We start from the raw sequence: 20,132 nt of genomic DNA, 5'->3' as shown, positions 1-20,132 counted from the left end.
CCCCAAGATCGACGAACGGCAGGTACTGGCCGCCCTCATCGACAACGAACCGAACCTGGCCACCGACCGACCCGGCCTGCTCATCCTGGCCGACAGGGGCTACATCGCCGCGGAACTCGACCGCTTCCTCGCAGCCCGCAGCATCAGCCTGCTGCGGCCCTCCTACCGCAACCGCGGCACCCCGCGGCCGGGAGAAGACCTGCTCAAAACGGTGCGCCAGCTGATCGAGTCGGTCAACGACACCCTCAAGGGCCAGCTCGACCTCGAACAACACGGCGGCCGGACCATCGAAGGCGTCGCTGTCCGCGTGGCTCAGCGGATCCTGGCGATGACCTGCGCGATCTGGCACAACCGCACCATCGGCGCAGCCGTCACCAGGTCACTCATCGCCTACGACCACTGAGCCACATCGGAACTACTCGTCCAGCTGATGTGGGCCTCGCTGTTGGAGATGAGCCGCTCGTAGTCGCGCACATTTCTCCTAGCTCTCATATCCACGAGATGGCCCGCTCGACTCGCCACCGCTTGGCGAGGACGGCGAATCCGTCCTGGTCTTTGCGGCGGGGCACCGTCTTGAGGGTGATACCGAGGAAGGAGTGGGACCAGTCGACGAGGGTTCCGCCGCAAGCGGAGTCAGCCCAGGCGACAGCATGCCCATCCTCTCGGTCGTGAGGGAACTCGACGACACCGGGTGGCTCTGGAGCAGCGAGACACCGGACGGTGATCTCGTGTGGGCCCGGCCGACACCGGAAACACGCGTGGGCCCCCGCACCAGGAGGACGGTGCCGGGGCCCACCCGCTCCGGGGCCAGTGGCCCCGGTCCCGCGCTCGACTCCGCGAGGTCCCCAAAGGGACCCGGCTTCCACCCCTACGCGGCCCCCTGGCAGGGGGCACGCCCCCGTCGGCCAACGGTCGGCCCCGTCTCGGTCGAAGCGCTGCTCTCCATGTGAATCTCCTGGTTGGCGTGGGTGGGCAGGAAGCGGTGGACAGCGGCGGCGCGGGGCTTCAGGAGTCGGCTCCGCCAGCGTACGGAGCGGCGGGCGGGGTTTCTCCGACTTCTCCGACCGGATCCGCGGTTTCCGTCGTGTCGTCGCCCGTAGCGGCCGAGGGCGTGCTCGGGGAGGCGGGCTGCTCTGACGGGGGGTCCGTCGTGGGGTCGGCCGTGGACGGGGCGGCGGCCACCGTGAGCGTCACGGTGGATTCCGCCGGGACCTGATCGCCGGTGGCCGGACTCTGGCCGAGGACGGTGCCGGGCCCGACGGTGTCGGAGGGCTGCTCCGTGGTCTCGACGGCGAGCCCTTGGCTCTCCAAGATCCGCCGGGCCTCCTCGAGGGAGAGGCCCGTCACGTCGGGAACGTCGACGTGGCCGTCGTCAGGCCCGTCAGGCCCGACGCCGGGGTCGACGGTCAGGGGAGTGTCCTCCGCCCCGTCCGAGCCCGCCGGCCTTTCCAGACCGGCGTCTTCCTCCTGGACGTCGACGAGCTCGTACTTCTCGACCTCCTCACCGTCGTCCGTGGGCTCTACCTTGACGACCTTGTCCCGGTCGTAGGACTTCCACTTCCTGTTCCCGCCCTTGAACTCGACCTCGGCGCTGTCGACATCGTGCTCGAACGCCCCCAGCGGATTGCCGCAGCTGCACTGCACCACGGGCCTGCCGTTCAGGTCGACCAGGACCGCGATGCCCGCTTCCAGCAGCGCCTCGAAGGGGACCGCCCTGCCCTTCTTGTAGTCGTGGTTCTTCACCAGGGTGTCGTTGCGCAGCAGAACGGGCGTCAGCTTCTTGAGGAAACCGCCGATCTCCTGGCGGCCGATGCCCTGCACCTCCGCCCACCGCACCGCCTTCTTCCGGTTGGCCGGGTCCTCGAGGAACGCGCCGAGCTTGGCCTTGTCGCAGCTCTGCCCGTTCCGTGAGCCCCCGTAGAGCCCGGGCCTGTCTCCCTTGTGCACACCTCCGCCGAGGGCCGGCGGCCCGTCGACCGGGAGGTTCGTGGCCAGCCCGAGGGCTTCGCCGAAGAAGGGCGCGACGGCCGGAGCACCCCGGGCGACAGCCTTGACGGCGATCTTGGCGGGCAGGCACGCCGTGGTGGTCGGTCCGACGATGCTCAGCAGTGCCGCGATCAGCAGGGCGGCTCGTCCGATCCCCCGTGTGTTTCTCACTTCTCGTCCTTCGCTCGGATACGTCATGTCGGTTGGGGCCCGTCGCGCGCCGGGTGTGGGAGCCGCGGCACGCGACGAGCGGATGTGCGTACGGCGCTCCCCCGTGGTGCCGCACGACTCAAGGGGTGGGCACGTCACCGGGCGGAGCCGGCGGCGTGACGGTGGGCGTGGGCAGATCGGGGAGCTGCGGCCGCAGGGATTCCAGAAGGCCGTCGATCGTGCCCGGGTGGGCCACCTCGTAGAGGACTGCGCCGAGCAGCAGCACGAAGCCGATGCCGGCCCCGGGACCGCGGTAGTAGCCGTCCCAGGTGAAGTAGCGATTTCCCCGGCTCATGCCGTACTCCTTCGGTGTGGTGACCGGGTGGCTTCACCGCGGTCGCTGTGGGCGGGGGCCTGGAGCCGGTGTCACGTCGCGGTGGCTTCCGGAGCCGGACGGGACAGGACCAGAGCGATCACGACGACGGTGACGACCACGAGGAGCGCCACGACGGCCACGGCCCAGGCCGGGACGCCCGTGACGAAGAACGCCGGAAGCGCGGTGATCGCCGACAGGATCCGCGACCCGGCGACGACGCGGGAGCCGGTGCGGTTGGCCGTGAGCCAGGTGTGGACGACAGCGACGACCGTGATCACTCCGAGGACGGTCCCGGCGACGAGGACGCCCACCGGCGGCCCCGGCGCGTCCGAGTCCGGCCATGGGGTGAGGAGGCTGGCCATGTCGATCAGCCCCAGCACACCGGCAAGTGCGAGGCCCACCTTGTTCCTACGGCTGAGGGCGGGGTTCGCCGCTTCCGTCCGGCTCATGTCGGTTCCCCCGTAAGGGTGTTGAGGGCCGCCGGTGCGGCGACCCGGTAAACCGAGCATGGCGTGCGGCCCAGCTGCGCACACGGTCCGAAGTTCCCCGTCACCCGGGAGGGTTTCCCGGGCGGCAAGGACTGACGGGGCTCCCGGCCGGGAGCCCCGTCGGCCATCATCGGGACATGACCTCCGCCGCCGGCCCGATCCGGGTGCTGATCGCCGATGACCATCCCGTCGTACGGCGCGGAATGAGCGCGCTACTGGCCTCGCTTGACGGCGTGGAGGTGGTGGCGGAGGCGGCCACCGGCGAAGAGGCGCTGCGCGAGGCCCAGTTGAGCCGGCCCGATGTCGTCGTGATGGACATCCAGATGCCCGCGATGGACGGCGTCGAGGCGACCCGGCGGCTGGCCGCGCTGCTGCCGGAGGTGGCGGTGCTGGTGGTCACCATGTTCGAGGACGACGAGACGGTGGTGTCCGCGATGCGCGCCGGTGCCCGTGGCTACCTCCTCAAGGGCGCCCAGCAGGAGGACATCCTCACCACCATCCGCTCGGTGGCGGCAGGTCAGTTCGTCATGGCGCCCCGCGTAGCCGCCCGTCTTCTCGGCCACCTCGACCAGGCGCCCGCACCGGCCGCTCCCCCCTTCCCCGAGCTGACCGGACGCGAGCTCGACGTGCTCGACCGCGTGGCCCGGGGCTACAGCAACGCACGGGTCGCGGCCGACCTGACACTGGCCACCAAGACGGTGGCGAACCATCTGTCCGCCATCTTCACCAAGCTCGGTGTGAGCGGCCGGGCCGAGGCGGTGATCCTGGCCCGGGAGCGGGGGCTGGGCGAAGGGACGCCGGAGTCGGGGCCATGACGGGACGGCACCCGGCGACGCTGCTCGTCGGCACATCCCTCGCGGCGCTGTGGACCGGTCTCGCGCTCCTCGTTGCCGCGGCCCTCGCCTCCCTCTGGTTCGCCCCGCCCTCCACTTCCGACCAGTGGGCCATCTGGGCGGTGATGGTCGGTGTCTTCCTGACGGGGTCCTGCGTCACGGTCACCGCCCGCCGCCCGGGCTCGGCGGCGGGCCGGTTCCTCGCCGTGGCCGCGGCCGCCCTGCTGGCCGCGCCGCTCGTGCTCGCTGCCGGCGCACCCGCACTCGCCTCTGCCCTGGCCGTCCTCGCCGCCACGGTGACCGTGCCGCTGGCCGCCCTCCGTGTCGTGGCGCAGCGGCCACCGTCCCGCATGCTGCGCTGGGCGGACGTCGCCGTCGTCGTCACCGGCACCGGATGCGCGGTGGCCGCAGTGGCAGGCGTGGAGACCGCGCAGGTGGGTGCGGCGATCGCCGCCGGAACCGCGATGTGCGCCGGGACATGGGTGCTCTTCGAGGTGACCGCCGGGGACGACCGACGCCGGGTGCTGTGGCTGGTCCTGGGCGCCGCCGGGACGACGCTGGGCGGCATGCTGCTCTTCGCCGCGCAGAACTCCCTTCCCATGGGGCCCGTGGCCACCGTCGTCGCCACCGGAGTGCTGTCACTGCCCATGCCTCTCGCGGTCACCGTGGCGATCGTCGCACCGCGCCGGGCCGACGTACGGGTGGTGATCCGCGGCGCCGCCGTACTGATCGTCATGCTGGGGCTGAGCGCGGCGGTGTACGAGGGGATCGCGGCCGGGTGGGAAATGGTGGTGGGCGCCCGGCCCGGCAAGGGAGTACCGGCACTGCTGGCGGCCGCGATCGCCGCCGTCTACCACCCCGTACGGCTGCGGGTCGAGGCGAGCATGGACGAGATGCTGTTCGGCAGGTCGGCCGATCCGGTGGAGGCGCTGACCCGCCTCGGTACCGACCTGACCGCGGGCGCCCCGCCGCCGCTGTGGCTGCACACACTGCGCGTCACCCTCGGCGTGCCCGGGATCGCGCTCCGCCAGGACGGGGCCGACATCGCCACCGCGGGCGCCATGGACGACGGACACACCACACTCACCCCCCTGCGAGCGGGCGGAGAGCACGTGGGCGACCTGGTGGTGTGTCTCCCGCCCGGGCACCTGCGGCTGCCCCGGGCCGCGACGTCGGTCGTCGAGCTGGTGGCGGCTCCGCTCGCCCAGGCCCTGCACGCCGCGCGGCTCAGCGAGCAACTGCGCGTCTCCCGCGGCCGGGTGGTGAGCGCCCTGGAGGAAGAACGCCGTCGGATGCGCCGCGATCTGCACGACGGCCTCGGTCCGGCCCTGACCGGCATCGCCTACACCGCGGACGCGGCCGTCAACCTCATCGCCAACGACCCGGAGCGTGCCGCGCAGACGCTGCGCGGACTGCGCGCCGACATCGGCGACGCAATCACCGAGATCCGCCGGATCGTCTACGGACTCAGGCCACGGGCCCTGGACGAACTCGGCCTCGTCGACGCCGTCCGCCAGCGCATCGCCCCGCTGCGTGCCGCGGACGGCCGGGCCCTGGCAGTCACGATCGAGGCCCCGGACCGCTTGCCGCCGCTCCCCGCGGCCGTGGAGGTCGCGGCGTACCGGGTGGCGGTGGAGGCCGTGACCAACATCGCCCGGCACTCCGACGGCACCACCGCCGCCCTCACCCTGGAACTCCCGGACCCTGCGCTGCTGCGCGTGACCGTCGCCGACAGCGGGCGCTGCGCAGAGCCGTGGACGCCCGGAGTGGGCATCCAGTCCATGAGCGAACGCGTCGAGGAGATCGGCGGCACCCTCACCATCCGCACCACCCCCCAGGGCGCCACCGTCACCGCCGACCTGCCGCTCGCCATCCCCGCCTGACAGCAGAGCGGCTACCAGGACTCCCCTCGGATCACCGTGTACCGCTCCAGCCCGGACGACGTCACCAGCTTCTCGTCGACGAACAGCCGGGTGCCCGTCGCAACTCGGCGGTTCGGCCCGGGGTTCGTCCGCTGTACGACGCTGCGCTCCCGGAGTCGGGGAAACGGGTTCTCTCCGCGCGAGCGACGACGGGCAGAAGGTCCCGGTGTCGTCCTCTCCGCGCGAGCGGAGGTGAGCCGTCCGGCCGCGCGGTTCCTGTGCTCCGCGAACTGTCCTCTCCGCGCGAGCGGAGGGACGCGCCCACGATGGCAGTTCCGCGCGGGACACCCGACGTGACTTCGCGCGGCTCATCAACGAGTTCGCCGACAACGGCTACCTGGTTGAGGTTTTTGGCGAGGACTGCGTCGACGATCACAGTGAGCTGCCCGACGCTTCCGAGGTGATCGACAGGCGCCTGGGCATCCCTGGTCTGTGGCCTCTGACGCCGGAGACGTGGGACGAGGACATCTTTTACGGCCTGATCGAGGCGTTCCACGATCTGGTGAGCCGGCCCCGTATGCGGCGCTTCCACTCGTACGGCGGCTGCGGATGGCACCACTCGGAGTTCCACAACGGCCCGGCACGTGTCCTGTGCAGGTGGAAGGTCAACCAGCTGCTGCGCGAGGCCGGCATCGAGTATGACTGGCCGCCGAAGGCGAGGACCTCGGGCGCCTGGTCGCCGTCACCGACGACGCCCGCGGCCAGCTGGTGCACCGTGCTCTCAACGACAGCGCCCCCGACATCACCACTCGGATCCGCCACGACGTCGCACTCTTCAGGGCACGTGACACATCAGCCGAGATCAAACGATCGGCGATCGTCACGCTTGCTGCATCCTCGAGGAACGCCGACGCGGCGTCCCTGCGGTTCGCAGAGAACGTGCCGTTCACCGCGGCGCACGCGGTGGATGCAATGTGAGGGCACCCGGGGGCACCGTGAGCCACTACGACGCGGGCATCGGCTACGAGGTCCTGCACTTGTACGCCACCGACCACACCACCACCGGCACTCCGATGGATGACTCGGACTGGCCCGAGAGACAGCGGCTTACCCCACCGGATTCGGAGACCCCGGCCCGCTCGAAGATGCGTATCGACCGGCTGATCGCCCGATCGCGCGGGCGCGGCCTGTCAGTCGGCAGGCGGTTCTGGGGCGATGAGTCCAAGAGCGCGGGCCTTGTTGAGGGCCGTGACTCGGTCGTGCACGCGGAGCTTTTTGTAGATGTTCTCCTTGTGCTTGACAACGGTCTTCTCCGTTATCTGGAGTCTGCTGCCGATGGCGTAAGCGGTCAGTCCTTGGCTGAGTAAGGCGAGGACGGCCATTTCCCGTGAGGTGATTCCGTACTCCGCAGGATCGCCAAGTGCTGAAAGGCTGAGCATCACGTTTTCGTGGGCGGACACCGTGTCGAGCAGGGAGCGGGCTAGCCCGGCGTATTCCAGGTCGCGGTCGGTGAAGCCGCTTCCGCTGCGGCTCATGATGACGCCCCGGATCTGCCCGGTGCGAGAACTCAGCGGCAGCGCCAGCTGGCGGTCGATGCCGATGGCGGACTTGCCGGCGCGATAGGCCTCGCTCTTCCACCAGCGGTCGGTGGCGATCTCGTCGAGCGTCAGCGGGGTTCGGTTCGCCGTGTGGGCGTAGTGGCGCAGTAAAGGATGGACGCGCATGTGAGCGTTGATCAGGGCATCCAGAGGCGCCTGGTGCAGCCAGTCGGGTTTGCCGGTCAGAGCGTGGCCGGTGCCGGCGTTCCAGTCAAGGTCGATGAGGACGGCCAGATCTACCGGCAGGTCGGTGGTCAACCGCTCCATGAGCAGTGGCCACACCCGCACCGGCTCGGGCTCAGTGAGAATCGCTATCGCCAGGTCGTGAATGAGCCGGGCATCGCGCCCCGAAAGAGCTGTCACACACGCAGTGTGCCTGCCCGATTACCGCACCGCCGGGCAAACCGTAAAAAATCTTGAGTGATGTACTTCCAAGTCGAACTCGACAGTCTGTCAGGAACTCACTCCGCCCAACAGCCTACGGCACTACGAAGTTGTCCGTATTTTTCGTGCCCGCTCCGGACGCCAACCTGGTGAGCGAGAGAGCGGGACCACCCGCCTGCCGATGTCGCCGTGTGGAGGTCGAACGTGGTTCGTACCCGTAGTGGTCTGTCCGGGGCCGTACGCAGCCTGGAGCCTCCGCTACCGGCCGGGGTCCGGATCGCAGAACTGTGCGACCTGCCGCCGGTGGTGACCGTGGTGGCCCGCCGACGTGACGACTGGCGGGAGCTGCCTCAACGGTTCTCCGCGCTGGCGAGGCTCACCGCAGCGCAGTCGGTGCAGGCGACCGGCTCATAACTCGCGTTTATCTCCCATTGGAGAGCGGACTTCGACACGGCGTGGCCCGGGCCCGCCAGGCTGATGCCCGGCTCATTCCACGTACACGGATCACACACGCATAGAGGGGACTGCGTATGCGACCTCCACGATGCCTCGTCCTGGCCGTCACCTCAGCGATCATCTCGGCCCTGCTGTCCGCCCTGGGACCCCAGGCTGCCGCCCGCCCCTACGGACTGGTCCGTGATCCGGGCTTCGAGCAGCAGAACAGCCGCACCGTCTCCGGGGCATGGCAGGGAGAGGGCCCTGATTACAAGGGCATTGACATCGGCCTCGGCTACCACAAGACCGGACGGAACAACGCCTTCATCCGCACCTCCAGCCGCAAGTGGAACGCCATCAAGCAACAGGTGACGGTCAAACGTCAGACGGTGTACTACCTGACCGGCTGGGTCAGGACATCAGGAAACTTCACCAGCGGGTACTTCGGAGCACGAGGAGCCGACGGCCGCACTATCGTGCAGAAGAACTTCGGCAAGGTTGTCACCAACGGCGCCTACCAGTACGTCCAGATGGCCTTCAATTCGGGCAACCACACCCAGGTCACGCTCTACGCGGGCTACATCGCCCCCGGCAGGGACTCCTGGGTCCAGATTGACGACATCGACCTCGCCGACACCCCGTACACCAACTGGGCCGGCTACGTGGTGCCGAGCAGCCCCGCCAACGCGGCGCCGCGAGCCGTGACGGCGGTGTGGACCCAGCCCGCCTTCACCTGTCAGGACGACCCCTCCAATCACGTCGGTGTATGGGTGGGCCTCGACGGGCTGGACACCAGCGAGACCGAGAGTTTGGTCCAGGTCGGCACGCACGCCGCCTGTCGACGCCACGACCTCTACCCGCAGCACCGCGCCTTCTGGGAAGTCATCGACGCAGGCCGCGACTCGAACGCACAGACGATCCCCATGGAGGTGGAGGCCGGGGACCGAATCTCCGCCTCGGTCGTCCGCAGCTCCGCCGACCCCACCGCCTACATCCTCACCATCGACAACCTCGACCGGCCGGAACAACGCCGAACCCTGACGAAAAGGGCGTCCGCGGCGCGCTCCGAGAGCGCCGAGATCATCGTGGAGCGCCCCACCGTCAAACCCTTCGGCGCAACCTGGCCCCGGCCCCTGAACGTCTCGTTCTCCTACGTCACCGTCGACGGCGCGCCGCTCTCCTCCTACGACACACTCGCTATGCGCGGCCGCCAGGACGACAAGGGCATCATCTATGCCCCCTCCCCGGCCGTCACCGACAGCGGCGGCTACAGCAACTTCACCCTCTCCTCGCACGCGGGCTAGCCCCCGCCAGCCACACCCACCATCGGCCCGGACAGTGAAGGAGAACCCCATGCCGACGACCCGCACCCCCTCGATCTCCCGTCGCACCCTGCTCACCGCAGCGGCTGGAAGCGGGCTCGCGATGATCGCCGGCGCCACCGCGACCTTGGTAACCGCTACCCCCGCCCGAGCCGCGCAGCACCTGTGGACGTGGTGTTACCAGTGCAGCCAGCTGTGGTTCTCCGGCAACGGCAGCGGCTACTGCCCCGTCGGCAGCGGCATCTTCGGCTGGGACCATGGGCACCAGAGTTCGGGCAGCGGCGACTACGTGCTCCGCTACGACACGGACCCCGGTGTCGGAGACACCCAATGGCGGTGGTGCCGCGACTGCGCGGCCCTGTGGTCGAAAGGCTGGTCGGACAGCGGACGCACGACCACCTACTGCCCCAACAGCAGTCAACCGTTGCGGTGGCACAACTGGTCCGGCTCGGGGACGTACAAGATCGAGGCGCTGCCCGACGGCATCAACGGCCCTGGCGGCCAGCGGCGGTGGTTCCTGTGCATCCGGTGCTCCGGTCTCTTCTTCACCGGCAACGGCTCCGACGGCACCTGTCCCGCCGGAGGCGCCCACCGTCACTGGATGTCGCCCGAACCGCAGATTGGCTACGAGTACGTGCTGCGCCAGATGTGAAGCTGGTCAGCCAGTGCCGACGGAGGGCGCTAGGGCGAGTTGCTGGACATGCTGATCGACGGGGGCGCCGAGCAAGGCTGTTGAGCGGCGACAAGGCCGGGCCGCAGAACCCGCGGCCTCGCATTGCGGCGACTTCGCCTCCCGGAGCGTGTCCGATCGGCTACGTTGAGTCGACGAGCATGCGTGGGGAGGACATGTGCTGACACCGGCGGTTGTGCGGGTCCCGTTGGCGGACGGGGGCTCGATTCTGGTGCAGGTGGACCCGGACGAAGTGCCGGCCGACTCTCGGGGGCCGGTCAAGGCGGGCCGGGCCACGGACGCCGTACGGGAACTGCCGCAGCATCTGCAGGCGGCCATGGGACCGGTGACCGACATGGCCCGGGCCGTCCTGGAACAACTGCGGCGGGCCGGACCGGACGGAGTCACCGTGGAGTTCGGCGTGAATCTCGCCGCGCAGGCCGGGGCCGTCATCGCCAAGAGCGAGGCGGGCTGCCATCTGAAGGTGGCGATGACCTGGAACGCCGCCGCGAGTACGGGCGAGGGCGCGGGCTGAGGACGGTGCCGCCATGCTGACGGCACGGAGCGAAGGGCCGGCGTCGTCGCAGCCGCCCAGCCCCGAGGCCGCCGTCGCGCAGGTCCTCGCGTCCGACGGCACTGTGGCCGGCGCGGGGTTCCTGGCCGGCGACGGTCTGCTGCTCACTTGCGCGCACGTCCTGCACGCCGTCGGTCACGGCCCCGGCGACGACGTCCGGGTGTGCTTTCCGCAGGCCAAGAACGCGCCGCGTGCGCTCGGGACGGTCCTCGCCGAGCCCTGGCGGGACCCGGAGGGCGAGGACATCGCCGTCGTCCGGCTGCACGAGGTGCCCGCCGGCCTTCCGGTGCCGGCGGTCGGATCGGCCCAGGGCTTCGAGGGGCAGCGGGTGCGGTCGTTCGGCTTCCCGGCCCAGGCGCACACCGACGGCCGCCACGGAACGGGCGTCGTCCAGGGGTATCTCAACGCCGACGGCCGCGTGCTCCTCCAACTGGACGGCGCGAACGCACTGGCGCAGGGCTTCAGCGGCGGACCGGTCCTCGACGTGGAATCAGGTCTCGTCCTCGGCATGGTCACCGAGATCACCGCCCCCGACCGTCACCACCGCGGCCTGAACGTGGCGTACGCGACCCCGGGTGAGGCGCTGCGCGCCGCCTGCCCCGCGCTCGCTTCCCAGGAAACCTGTCCCTATCTGGACCTCGAACCCTTCGGCAAGGAACACAGCAAGTGGTTCCACGGCCGGGACGCCGCCTCGAAGGAGGTACTGCGGAAGCTGAAGCGGCACCGTGGCGTCCTGCTGCAAGGTCCCTCCGGTTCCGGCAAGTCGTCCCTGGTGCAGGCCGGCGTCCTCCCCGACCTGCCGCACGACTGGCTTACCTGCACCGCGCGCACCGGCCGGGACTGGGCCGCCGACCTGGAACGCGAGGGGCTGCCGGGGGTTCGTGAGACCGGGCTGCTCGACGCCGTACGTCGGCGGCTGGCCGGCGAGGCGGACGGCCGCCGGCTGCTGCTGGTCTTCGACCAGTTCGAGAAACTGCTCACGGCCGTCGGGTCGGCCGCCGAGCCGCCCATCCACGCCGCCGACGCCCTGCGGCAGCTGACCGAGGTCATCCGCTCGTACGAGCCGGTGGTCGTGCTGCTGGTCATGCGCGTCGACTTCTACCACCGGCTGCACGTGCTCGCGCCCGACCTGCTGGAAGCCGTCAAGCACGGGCAGATCGACCTCTTCCCCACGCTCAGGGCCGAGGAACTGCGCGCCATCGTGACCCGGCCCGCGCACAGCGTAGGGCTCCGTTTCGAGGAGGGCCTGCCGGAAGCCATCGTCACCGAGGCCCTGGCCGCCCGTCCCCGTTCGGCCGCGGACGGCAGGGCCGATGTCGCTCTGCTGCCGCTGCTGGAGAAGACCCTGACGCTGCTGTGGGAGAACCGCAGCGACAACCGGCTCACCTGGGAGGCGTACAACGACAGGATCGGCGGGTTCAGCGGAAGCCTGAAGGGCTGGTACGAGCGGGCCTTCCGGGAACTCGGCCCCGGTCGCCGACCCGTGGCCGAACGCATCCTCAGCGCACTGGTCCGTCACGACGAGACGGAGCAGACGCCCGACACCCGTCAGATGCGCTCGGTGGAGGAACTGCGCGATCTGATCGCCGACTCGTCCTTCGACGACGTCCTGGCCGTGCTGGCCCGTCACCGGCTCGTCATCACGCACACACCGTCGGGCGGCAGGTACCAGGGCCGGCCCATGGTCGATCTGGTCCATGAGTACCTCATCAGCACCTGGGACGAGTTGAGGGAGTGGGTGGCGCGGGACGCCCCGTTCGACGCCTGGCTGCGCCAGGTGGAATCGCAGCGGCGCATGTGGGAGGCGACGCCGGACGCCGGCGGTCTCCTGCAACGCGCCGATCTCGACGCCGCGCTCGGCTGGGCCGCCCGCACCCGTACCCTCCCGCCCCGCATCAGCGCGTTCCTCCGGCTCAGCGACGAGCACCACAAGGCGCGCGAGCGGCGCCGGCTGCGGATCCGCCGCGCCGTCATCACGGGGCTGTCCCTGCTGACGGCCGGCCTGCTGGCCGTTTCCACCGTCGCCCTCGACTACGCCGAGGGCGAGCGGCAGGCGAAGGAGGAGAAGGCGCAGGGCGAGCTGGTCGCCACCGCGGAAGGGCTCGCCGCGCAGGCCGAGCGGCTGCGCGAGAGCGATCCGCGACTCGCCCTGCAACTGGGCATGGCCGCCGACCGGCTGCGCGGCACCGCCAAGGTCCGGGCGAGCCTGGTCAACACGCTGAACACCACCAGGCTCGCGGCGACCTTCTCGGGTGCCGGCATCGGATTCACGGACGACCGGGGCGAGCGACTCCTCGTCCAGACCGCCAAGTCCGGCGAGGACGGCGTGCTCTCCACCACCTACGCCGTCGGCGGGACCCGGCCCGGACGGGCGCTGCGACGCCTCGACATCGGCGCCCTGGCCGACCTCAGTCCGGACGGGAAGCGGCTGGCCACGTTCGACGCGGACCTGCGGGTGCGGGTGCGCTCCATGGGCGCTCCCGGCGCCGACGAGGCCACCGTGTCGCCGGTGCTCGGCGCGGCGGCGAGCGACGCGGAGTTCGGCGTGGACGGCAGACGTCTGGTGATCGGTCACCGGGACGGCACGGTGACCCTCTGGGACGTCTCCCGGCCTGCCCGCCCGACGGCGACAGGGGCGCCGCTCCGGGTACTGCCGAAACCATCCGACGACGATGCCACCCCGTGGTCGGCCTCGCCGTCGCTCTCCCCCGACGGCCGTCTCATCGCGGTGGCCGGCGAACGATCGGTCGCCCTGTGGAGCGTCGCCGCGCCACGGCGCGAGGTGGCGCGCCTGCGCCTGCCGCCGCTCACGACCGAGACGTACACCGACCCGTACGAGATTTCCCAGATTTCCTTCAGCCGGGACGGGAGGACGATCGTCGCCGCCGCGACCGGCGGTGTCATGCGCTGGGATCTGGCCGATCCCGAGCATCCCGTGCTGCTCGAAACCCTGACCGACGCCCGCGCGGCGGCGGTGTTCGCACCGGACGGCCGGACCCTGGCGACGGCGGGCGACGACGGCAGCGCCGTGCTCTGGGACCTCACGGACCGCTCCCGGGCCCGTCGCGTCGACGCCTTCCCCTCGCCCCACGAGAGCGAGGCCGTCGCGATCCGCTTCTCGCCGGACGGGCGGCGCGTCATGGTGCGGCACGACGGTTCCGCCGGGGGCTATGCGACGGTGTGGAACCTCCGCCCGCCGAGCCGACCACAGGCCCTGGGCGGCGAACTGCCGTCCCACTCCCCCTCCCTGGCCCTGCGGGCGGACGGCCGCGTCCTGGTCACCGCGCGCCAGGACGGCCGGATCGACTGCTGGGACATCACCTCGCCGGATCACGCGGTCCGGATGTCCACCGTGCGCACACGCGTCCCGGGCGGCGTCACGGCCCTGGCGTTCCGCCCCGACGGCCGGGAACTGGCGGTGGGCGGCGCTGGCACGGTCCAGCTGTGGGACGTCAGCGACGCGAGGCGCCCGGTACGGCGTGGCGCGACCCCGAGGACCACGCTCGACCGGGTCACCGCGCTGAGTTACACGCCGGACGGCCGGACGTTGCACATCTCGGACAGCGCCTATGTGGTGCGCTGGCGGACGGGCTCGCGCACGATCCCCCTCACCATGGGCACGGTCTTCCCCCAGTTCGTCACGCGGGTGGCGTTCAGCAGGCAGACCGACACGATGGCGCGGATCGCGCCCAACCAGCCGCTGTCCCGGGTGGTCCGGGACCGCGGCGACCCGGTCGGGGCGAGCGTGCAACTGTGGCCGGTAGGCGACTCCGGCCCCATGCCCGGCAGCGGGGCCCGGGAACTGCCCGGTCCGGGCAACGTCGGTTCGGCGGTGGAATTCAATCCGGGGGGACGGATCCTGGCCGTCGGTAGCCCGTCCGGCACGCTGACGCTGTGGCGGATCGGGGGTGCCTACGAGGAGCACCGCCGACTGGGGCTTCCGGTCAAGGGTCACCGTACGGCGATCTCCGCCATCGCGTTCTCACCGGACGGGACCACGGCGGCCACCGGGGCGACCGACGGCACGATCGTGATCTGGGCGCCCGACGAGGACGGCCCGCAGAACCTCAGCGGCGCGGCAGCGGAGAGCCACTCGGGCCCCGTTCTCACGATGGCGTTCTCCCCCAACACCCGCACACTGGTCACCGACGGCGCGGACGGCGTGGTGCGGTTGTGGAACGTGGGGGCCATCGCGGACGCGCGCGCCGAGCCGACGGAACTGGCGTGCGCCCTCGCCGGCGGCGGGCTCGACGAGGTGGAGTGGGAGTCCTTCGTACCGTCGCTGCCGTACCGGGACACGTGTGCCTGAGCCGGGGGGCACCTCAGCGAGGGGGCCGCGGCCTGCGCCGGGATGGCGCGGTGACCGCGGCGGCAGTCGAACACTATCCGCCTCGCCGGCTGCTCTGGGTTGACACAGTGGGGGACAAGGGGTGCGAAACGCTGACCGCGTTGCAGCTCACACTGCGGCATGTGGACCGCTTCTACGCTGGCCCGAGCCGCTTGGCACCCTTACCCAGGCCCGGGCGACTCCGTCGACTGACCTCTTCCCGGCCGGCAGGAGGCGAAGCCGACTTGCCCCGCACGCCAGGACGGCCTTCCGCTATTGCGGTGCGATGGCTTTGAGCCAGTCCTCGACGGCCAGGACGTCTGCCCACTGTGGGAACAGCTTTTCGGTAAGCATCGTGTGCACCTCGGGGTCGGTGTCGAGGCAGGCGTCCGCCAGGACGGTGAGGCCGAAGTCCAGGTCGATGGCGTGCCACAGGGTGGACAGCACTACAGCGCTGGTGGCGATGCCGGTGAGAACAAGGCTGTCGATACCGCGAGCCCTGAGTACTAAGTCGAGGTCGCTGCCCGAGAAGGCACTCCCTCGTCTCTTGGTCACCACGACGTCGCCCTGCTGGGGGGCGACGTCGTCATGGATCTCGGTGCCAGGCTGCCCCTCGGTGAACAGGCCGGCCCGCACGATGTTTGTCATCACCTTGTTGCGGGGGCTGACTTCCGGATCACCCGGCCGTAACCCGATCACCACGTAGATCACGGGGATGCCTGCAGCCCGGGCTCCGTCGATCGCCTGGCGCAAGCGCGGCAGATATCCGGAACCGTCGTCGGCGATAGCCACGATGTCCCGTTGGACGTCCATCACCAGAAGCGCACTGTTTGCCATGCTCGCCGTCCCTTCTCCGTGGAAGAACCAGAGCAAGTCTGGTGGATCAACCGAGCCGTGGTTGGGGGTTCCGCAGATCCTCATCAGCGTCGCGCCGCAGTGCGCCCATGACCGGTGTCAGTTCTTGCCCGGCAGGACGACGTAGGTGCTGTCCAAACCCGGTGATAAGCGGTGTCGCCCGTCAGTTACGGAGCCACTGGTCCCTCTCGGCCCCGATCTGCAGGCGCCATCTCACTTGGACACCCGTCTCGCCAGGGGCTTCCGGCCCACCCGGCACGCGTACGCGCTCAACCTCGGTAAAGCCCAAGCGGCGGGCGACCGCACCACTCGCGGAATTGGCTGCGTCGTGGTGGATTTCGATGCGATCGATGCCCGGCATGTCCCGTCCCGCCTGTACGAGCGCAGCCGCGGCCATAGTGGCCAACCCCTTCCCCGTCCACGCGTGATGGAGCCAATATCCGATGTCCAGACCGCCAGGTCCGATCCGGCGATGCAATCCGCAACTGCCGACGACCACTCCACTCGAGGTGATCGCGTAGTTGTACTCCTCCCCCGTGCCCCACTGCTCCTCGGAGTAGGCCAGAAACCCTTCCCCCTGCTTCCGGTCGTGGGTGGCCGCAAAGGGCATCCATGGCAGCAGGTGATCACGCGACTCGGTGATCGCCCGATGCAGGGTCTCGACGTCGTCGACACGCCACCGGCGCAGTTCGACCTGGTCAAAGCGAAGCACATCAGCAGGCTGTCCCATGACCGGGATGCTGCCTCAGCATCACTAGATCGACAACGCAATTACCAGCACCGAAACCTACGGCCATCGAGTGCTGAACACCTCTCCCGCCAGGGGATTCCCGCCGTCCCGGAACGTCGGCAAGGATCTCCGCCTGCTCACGGGTGGTGAGCGCCTGCGGCCCGTTGTGGATGTAGGCCTGGCCAGCGTGACCGTCCTGCGTGAGGGCGAGCGCGGCGACGCGGACGATGCCAAAGAGACCTCCTGCCGCGATGAGCGCGAGCACCAGCAGTCCCCCCAGAACTGCGTTGAGCCGCCTGCTGCGCCGGATGACGGCGCGTTGGCGCTGCCTGCTGACCGTGAGGAAACTTTCAATGTCGGCCGGCAGACGGCGTTGTCCTGACCACTCAAGTCCCTCCGCCAGCGCCGTACCGCCCAACAAGTCCCCCGGGTCTTTCTCCGTGGCCCAGCGGGCGCGCCGCTCGCGCGTGCGGCCCAGCCATTTCTGGAAACGGTGTTCCTGGTCCACCCACTCCCGCAGCGCCCCCCAATCCCGGATCAGGGCCTCGTGGATCAGCTCGGCCACCGGCTCGCCCGGTGCCGCGCCGGGATGCCGCGGGTCCTGCATCGCCTGGGTGGTGATGATGCGGCGGCGCGTGAGGGAGGCGATGACCGCGTCGACCGCCGCCTTCTCCTCACGGCCCCCCGCATCCGCTGCCAAGTCGCGCAGTTCGTGGAGCGGGACCTGGCTGCGGACGGCCGCGATGTTGTGGCTGGGGTCGGAGGGGTGCACCAGGGAGGTCAGCGCCCGCCGGGCGATCATCCGCTGCTCCTCGGACAGCTCCTCGACGGTGCCCTAGCACCATGTGGTCACGCTTCCGCTGACCTTCCCGATGCGCCGGTACGCCTCATGGGTGAGGTACCCGTCCTGCCGCCGGTGCCACAGCTGGTTGAGCGTCATCGACAGCAGCGGCAGCACGTGACCGGTGCCAGGCGGGTGATGGCCGCCTCGGGGGTGATCTCCATGACGTCGCCGATGATCCGCTCGGGCAGGCCCGGCTGGAAGCGGAGTCCTACGTCTTCGGCCGGCAGGACGACGATGTCGTGCAGGTCCTGCTGGCTCAGCGTGCCGGCACGTTCAGCAGGCCCGGCATCGCGGCTTCCAGCAACTTGGGTGCCAGGGCGGCCAGCTGGGGATAGAAGTCGTCCCGCATGACCAGGATGAGGGTGATCTTGGTGTACGCGTCCGCCGCCTTCGTGACCTCGTCGATGACGGCGAGGAGGTCCCGCAGCCGGCCGTCGGTCGACTGGACCAGCAGCTCCTCGAACTGGTCGATGATCAGCAGGACCCGCTGGTAACGGATCCGCCGCGAGCCTCTGGTGCCGCATCCCGGCGTGAGCCGTCCGTATGAGAGGGCAGGGCGCCCCGACGGTCACATCACCCTCCGCGCGTGAACATTCCCCAAGCGGCTACCCCCGGGCGTGGTGGCGCGGCTGTCGCGCTTCGTGCTCTCTGCACCCCAGGTGGTTGCCGTGGGCAAGAGAGCGATGTCGGTGTACGAGGCCGTCGACACCGTTGCACAGCTCCTCATCAATCCGGTCGGCGTCCTCCTTGAAACGGCGAAGGACACCGGTCTGGGCTTCGTAAAGGACTCCACTTTGATTGCCATGCCCGCGATCGCCATGTGGGTGTCGTCCTTCAGCGTCGGGCCGCCGTCGGCGCGGTGGCGGCGCCGTTCAGGCAGTGGTCGAGGAGTGCGTGCATGCGGGGGACGGGAAGGGACGGGTTGGCCGCGGCGCCCTCTGCGGTGCGGAGGTCGGTGAGGAGGGTTTCCAGGGTCTCCGGTGTCAGGGTCGGGTTGGCGGCGGCTGCCCGGCGTACCGCATCGTCGGGGTCTTCCAGCGGAGGTTCGGGCAGAGCGGGGTCGGTCGCGGCCAGGGCGCGTACCTCGGGGTCCGGGTGGGCGATGAGGTGGGTCCGGCCGGTGCGGGGGAATGCGGGCAGGGTCAGCAGGTGCGGACGGTGGGCCGGGCGGGTGACGAAGACGTCCAGGAGGAGGTGTGGCGGAGCCAGTGGGTGGTGGCAGGCCAGCCGGATCCGTACCTCCTCGTCATCGTCCAGCGCCAGTGTCCCGACGAGCTCTGCGGGCAGGCCCGGCCAGCTCGCCGCGACCCGGCGGAGCACCGGTTCCTCGGACGCCGCGCAGGTGGCGTACCAGTCGGGCGTCGGCTCGGTGGCCGGCTGCGTGATCGGGCAGGTGCAGTCAGGCCCGTGATCGACGACCTTTTGGACCTCCTGGAATTCGGCCCAGGTACGGATGGAGGGCTGGAGGCGGGCACGCATCCGCACCTCCTCGTCCGGATCCTGCCTCAGCTCCGCCGCCTCCGGTCCCAGATCGGGCCGGGTGGCAACCAGCCGGCGGATCTCTGTATCGGGGTGGCGGGCGAGCCGGGCGAGGGCGTCGGCGGGGGTATGGCGGTTCCGGGCAAGCGGGTGAACCTCGTCGTCCGCGAAGCACTGCTCGACGACCGCGGGTGACAGGGCACAGGTGCTGAGCACGGACACCGCGTGGCGTGATCCGATGGGCGGCAGCTCGGCCTCCACCGCCTCCGGGTCCAGCTGCCGGCTGCCCTTCCTGGCTGCTTCCCGCACGGCGGGGTCGGGGTCGTCGAGCAGGGCATGACGCTGCGCAGCGGTGAGCGACTGCCACTGCAAGGCGGCGTACAGACGGAGTGCGGGGTGGTCGTGACCGGCCATGGCCTGTGGGAAGGACGGCGGGACCTGCCGGGAGGACCAGAGCTCCCCGATGATCTCCTTCTCGGTGACCCTGCCGTCCTCGCCTCCGTCCTGGGCGGTCAGGAAGGTGACGAGGATGTCGTCCGGCAGGGGCCGGACCCACCGGGGCTGGAGCCGGGTGCCGCCGGCGAGATACGCACGGACGAGTCCCGAAGGGTCCGATGCCAAGGGAGCGAGTCGTGCGGGGTCGACGTGCAGGTTGCGGGCGAGGGCGCGGCGGATCCGCTCGACCGGGTGGCGGAGGGCCGCGTCGATGACGGCGTCGGGCAGGTCGCGGCCCTCGCACATCAGCAAGCCGGCCTCACCGGACGCTTCGTCCAGGAGACGTATCAGCACGTCGGCGGGTGCGGCCGCGTTGAAGGCGATGCCGCGCAGCCACAGTTCACGGAGAAAGTCGGACACCACGTCATCCTGCCAGCTCGCCTCCTGAACCGGGCCGCCCGACGGCTCCCTCGTCGGCGCTGACCGGCGGCGCCGTCCGCAGGGCTTCGAACCACATGGCGAGAGCCTTTATCCCTGACCGTACGCGGCACACCGCCACGCTCCGCATCCCCCCTACGACGGATGCACGACATACGGGGCTGGTCAAGAAACCGGGCGTTGCTGAACTCGGCTACATCACTGCCGTGCCCGCGGGGCGTCTACGCTCCCGGACAACAAACGCTCTCGCTACTGACCGACAAAGCCAGCCCAACGTGTGGAACCCTGAACGGCAAGCACCCGCCCATACGAGGCGAGCTGGCATTCACCGAAGCCGACGTTGGGC

15 protein-coding genes and 3 pseudogenes are annotated in these 20,132 nt (G+C 70.2%); 9 read left to right on the top strand and 9 right to left on the bottom strand.

The genetic code is table 11. From position 1 onward, the window contains the following. Positions 1–403: pseudogene (locus ACIHAR_RS03180) on the top strand (IS982 family transposase); the annotation flags it as partial. A 602-nt stretch (positions 404–1,005) separates the two neighbouring features. Here the strand turns inward: ACIHAR_RS03180 and ACIHAR_RS03175 are convergent. The 3 genes from ACIHAR_RS03175 to ACIHAR_RS03165 form a co-directional block, all read right to left on the bottom strand. Continuing rightward, complete coding sequence (locus ACIHAR_RS03175) at positions 1,006–2,157, bottom strand: DUF6777 domain-containing protein (protein WP_400016295.1); 1,152 nt, start codon at positions 2,155–2,157, stop codon at positions 1,006–1,008. 118 nt (positions 2,158–2,275) lie between these two features. After that, a complete protein-coding gene (locus tag ACIHAR_RS03170) occupies positions 2,276–2,491 on the bottom strand; it encodes a hypothetical protein (protein WP_400016293.1) in 216 nt (71 codons plus the stop codon). 71 nt (positions 2,492–2,562) lie between these two features. Beyond that, positions 2,563–2,961, bottom strand: coding sequence for a hypothetical protein (locus tag ACIHAR_RS03165; protein ID WP_400016291.1), 399 nt, complete (start codon positions 2,959–2,961; stop codon positions 2,563–2,565). Positions 2,962–3,137: 176 nt separating this feature from the next. On the opposite strand from ACIHAR_RS03165, the gene ACIHAR_RS03160 reads away from it, so the two are divergent. The 3 genes and pseudogenes from ACIHAR_RS03160 to ACIHAR_RS03150 form a co-directional block, all read left to right on the top strand. Further along, positions 3,138–3,815: a response regulator transcription factor gene (locus ACIHAR_RS03160; protein WP_359895921.1), complete on the top strand. Its 678-nt coding sequence runs from the start codon at positions 3,138–3,140 to the stop codon at positions 3,813–3,815. Next, positions 3,812–5,716 carry a sensor histidine kinase gene (locus tag ACIHAR_RS03155; protein WP_400016288.1) on the top strand — a complete coding sequence of 635 codons (1,905 nt, stop codon included), beginning with the start codon at positions 3,812–3,814 and terminating at the stop codon, positions 5,714–5,716. Before ACIHAR_RS03160 ends, ACIHAR_RS03155 begins: the two co-directional genes overlap by 4 nt. Before the next feature lie 247 nt (positions 5,717–5,963). Then, positions 5,964–6,606 (top strand): annotated as a pseudogene (locus tag ACIHAR_RS03150) (hypothetical protein); the annotation flags it as partial. Positions 6,607–6,885: 279 nt separating this feature from the next. On the opposite strand, the gene ACIHAR_RS03145 reads toward ACIHAR_RS03150, so the two are convergent. After that, positions 6,886–7,656, bottom strand: coding sequence for a LuxR C-terminal-related transcriptional regulator (locus ACIHAR_RS03145; RefSeq protein ID WP_400016285.1), 771 nt, complete (start codon positions 7,654–7,656; stop codon positions 6,886–6,888). Positions 7,657–7,881: 225 nt separating this feature from the next. Here ACIHAR_RS03145 and ACIHAR_RS03140 point away from each other — a divergent pair, with 225 nt between their 5' ends. From ACIHAR_RS03140 to ACIHAR_RS03120, 5 genes are all read left to right on the top strand, one after another. Continuing rightward, on the top strand, positions 7,882–8,091 hold the full coding sequence (locus ACIHAR_RS03140; RefSeq protein WP_400016283.1) for a hypothetical protein: 210 nt from the start codon (positions 7,882–7,884) through the stop codon (positions 8,089–8,091). A 116-nt stretch (positions 8,092–8,207) separates the two neighbouring features. Next, a complete protein-coding gene (locus ACIHAR_RS03135; protein ID WP_400016281.1) occupies positions 8,208–9,416 on the top strand; it encodes a hypothetical protein in 1,209 nt (402 codons plus the stop codon). 49 nt (positions 9,417–9,465) lie between these two features. Next, positions 9,466–10,086: a hypothetical protein gene (locus ACIHAR_RS03130; RefSeq protein WP_400016279.1), complete on the top strand. Its 621-nt coding sequence runs from the start codon at positions 9,466–9,468 to the stop codon at positions 10,084–10,086. A 256-nt stretch (positions 10,087–10,342) separates the two neighbouring features. After that, positions 10,343–10,639 (top strand): CU044_2847 family protein, encoded by a 297-nt coding sequence (locus ACIHAR_RS03125; protein ID WP_400016277.1) that lies wholly within the window; start codon positions 10,343–10,345, stop codon positions 10,637–10,639. A 13-nt stretch (positions 10,640–10,652) separates the two neighbouring features. Then, positions 10,653–14,987: a trypsin-like peptidase domain-containing protein gene (locus ACIHAR_RS03120; RefSeq protein WP_400016275.1), complete on the top strand. Its 4,335-nt coding sequence runs from the start codon at positions 10,653–10,655 to the stop codon at positions 14,985–14,987. 291 nt (positions 14,988–15,278) lie between these two features. Here ACIHAR_RS03120 and ACIHAR_RS03115 read toward each other — a convergent pair whose 3' ends face one another. The 5 genes and pseudogenes from ACIHAR_RS03115 to ACIHAR_RS03095 all read right to left on the bottom strand — a co-directional run bounded on the left by ACIHAR_RS03115 (position 15,279) and on the right by ACIHAR_RS03095 (position 19,768). Further along, a complete protein-coding gene (locus ACIHAR_RS03115; RefSeq protein WP_400016273.1) occupies positions 15,279–15,842 on the bottom strand; it encodes a cysteine hydrolase family protein in 564 nt (187 codons plus the stop codon). A gap of 181 nt (positions 15,843–16,023) precedes the next feature. Beyond that, positions 16,024–16,590, bottom strand: a complete 567-nt coding sequence (locus ACIHAR_RS03110) for a GNAT family N-acetyltransferase (RefSeq protein WP_400016271.1) — start codon at positions 16,588–16,590, stop codon at positions 16,024–16,026. Then, positions 16,574–17,530: pseudogene (locus tag ACIHAR_RS03105) on the bottom strand (hypothetical protein). The gene ACIHAR_RS03110 and the pseudogene ACIHAR_RS03105 overlap by 17 nt, the downstream one beginning before the upstream one ends. Positions 17,531–17,690: 160 nt before the next feature. After that, on the bottom strand, positions 17,691–17,885 hold the full coding sequence (locus ACIHAR_RS03100; protein WP_400016359.1) for a hypothetical protein: 195 nt from the start codon (positions 17,883–17,885) through the stop codon (positions 17,691–17,693). Positions 17,886–18,268: 383 nt separating this feature from the next. Further along, positions 18,269–19,768 (bottom strand): hypothetical protein, encoded by a 1,500-nt coding sequence (locus ACIHAR_RS03095; protein WP_400016268.1) that lies wholly within the window; start codon positions 19,766–19,768, stop codon positions 18,269–18,271. Positions 19,769–20,132: the final 364 nt, after the last annotated feature.

The organism is Streptomyces sp. NPDC052016, assembly GCF_044548445.1.
Classification (GTDB): domain Bacteria; phylum Actinomycetota; class Actinomycetes; order Streptomycetales; family Streptomycetaceae; genus Streptomyces.
The sequence above is the reverse complement of the archived record's forward strand: the minus strand, read 5'-3'. Positions and strand labels throughout refer to the sequence as shown.

Excerpts from the sequence above, each read along its gene's own strand:
- ACIHAR_RS03165 (WP_400016291.1), bottom strand. The coding sequence starts at position 2,961 with ATGAGCCGGACGGAAGCGGCGAACCCCGCCCTCAGCCGTAGGAACAAG.
- ACIHAR_RS03130 (WP_400016279.1), top strand. The coding sequence starts at position 9,466 with ATGCCGACGACCCGCACCCCCTCGATCTCCCGTCGCACCCTGCTCACC.
- ACIHAR_RS03115 (WP_400016273.1), bottom strand. The coding sequence starts at position 15,842 with ATGGCAAACAGTGCGCTTCTGGTGATGGACGTCCAACGGGACATCGTG.
- ACIHAR_RS03135 (WP_400016281.1), top strand. The coding sequence starts at position 8,208 with ATGCGACCTCCACGATGCCTCGTCCTGGCCGTCACCTCAGCGATCATC.
- ACIHAR_RS03155 (WP_400016288.1), top strand. The coding sequence starts at position 3,812 with ATGACGGGACGGCACCCGGCGACGCTGCTCGTCGGCACATCCCTCGCG.
- ACIHAR_RS03160 (WP_359895921.1), top strand. The coding sequence starts at position 3,138 with ATGACCTCCGCCGCCGGCCCGATCCGGGTGCTGATCGCCGATGACCAT.
- ACIHAR_RS03170 (WP_400016293.1), bottom strand. The coding sequence starts at position 2,491 with ATGAGCCGGGGAAATCGCTACTTCACCTGGGACGGCTACTACCGCGGT.
- ACIHAR_RS03110 (WP_400016271.1), bottom strand. The coding sequence starts at position 16,590 with ATGGGACAGCCTGCTGATGTGCTTCGCTTTGACCAGGTCGAACTGCGC.
- ACIHAR_RS03120 (WP_400016275.1), top strand. The coding sequence starts at position 10,653 with ATGCTGACGGCACGGAGCGAAGGGCCGGCGTCGTCGCAGCCGCCCAGC.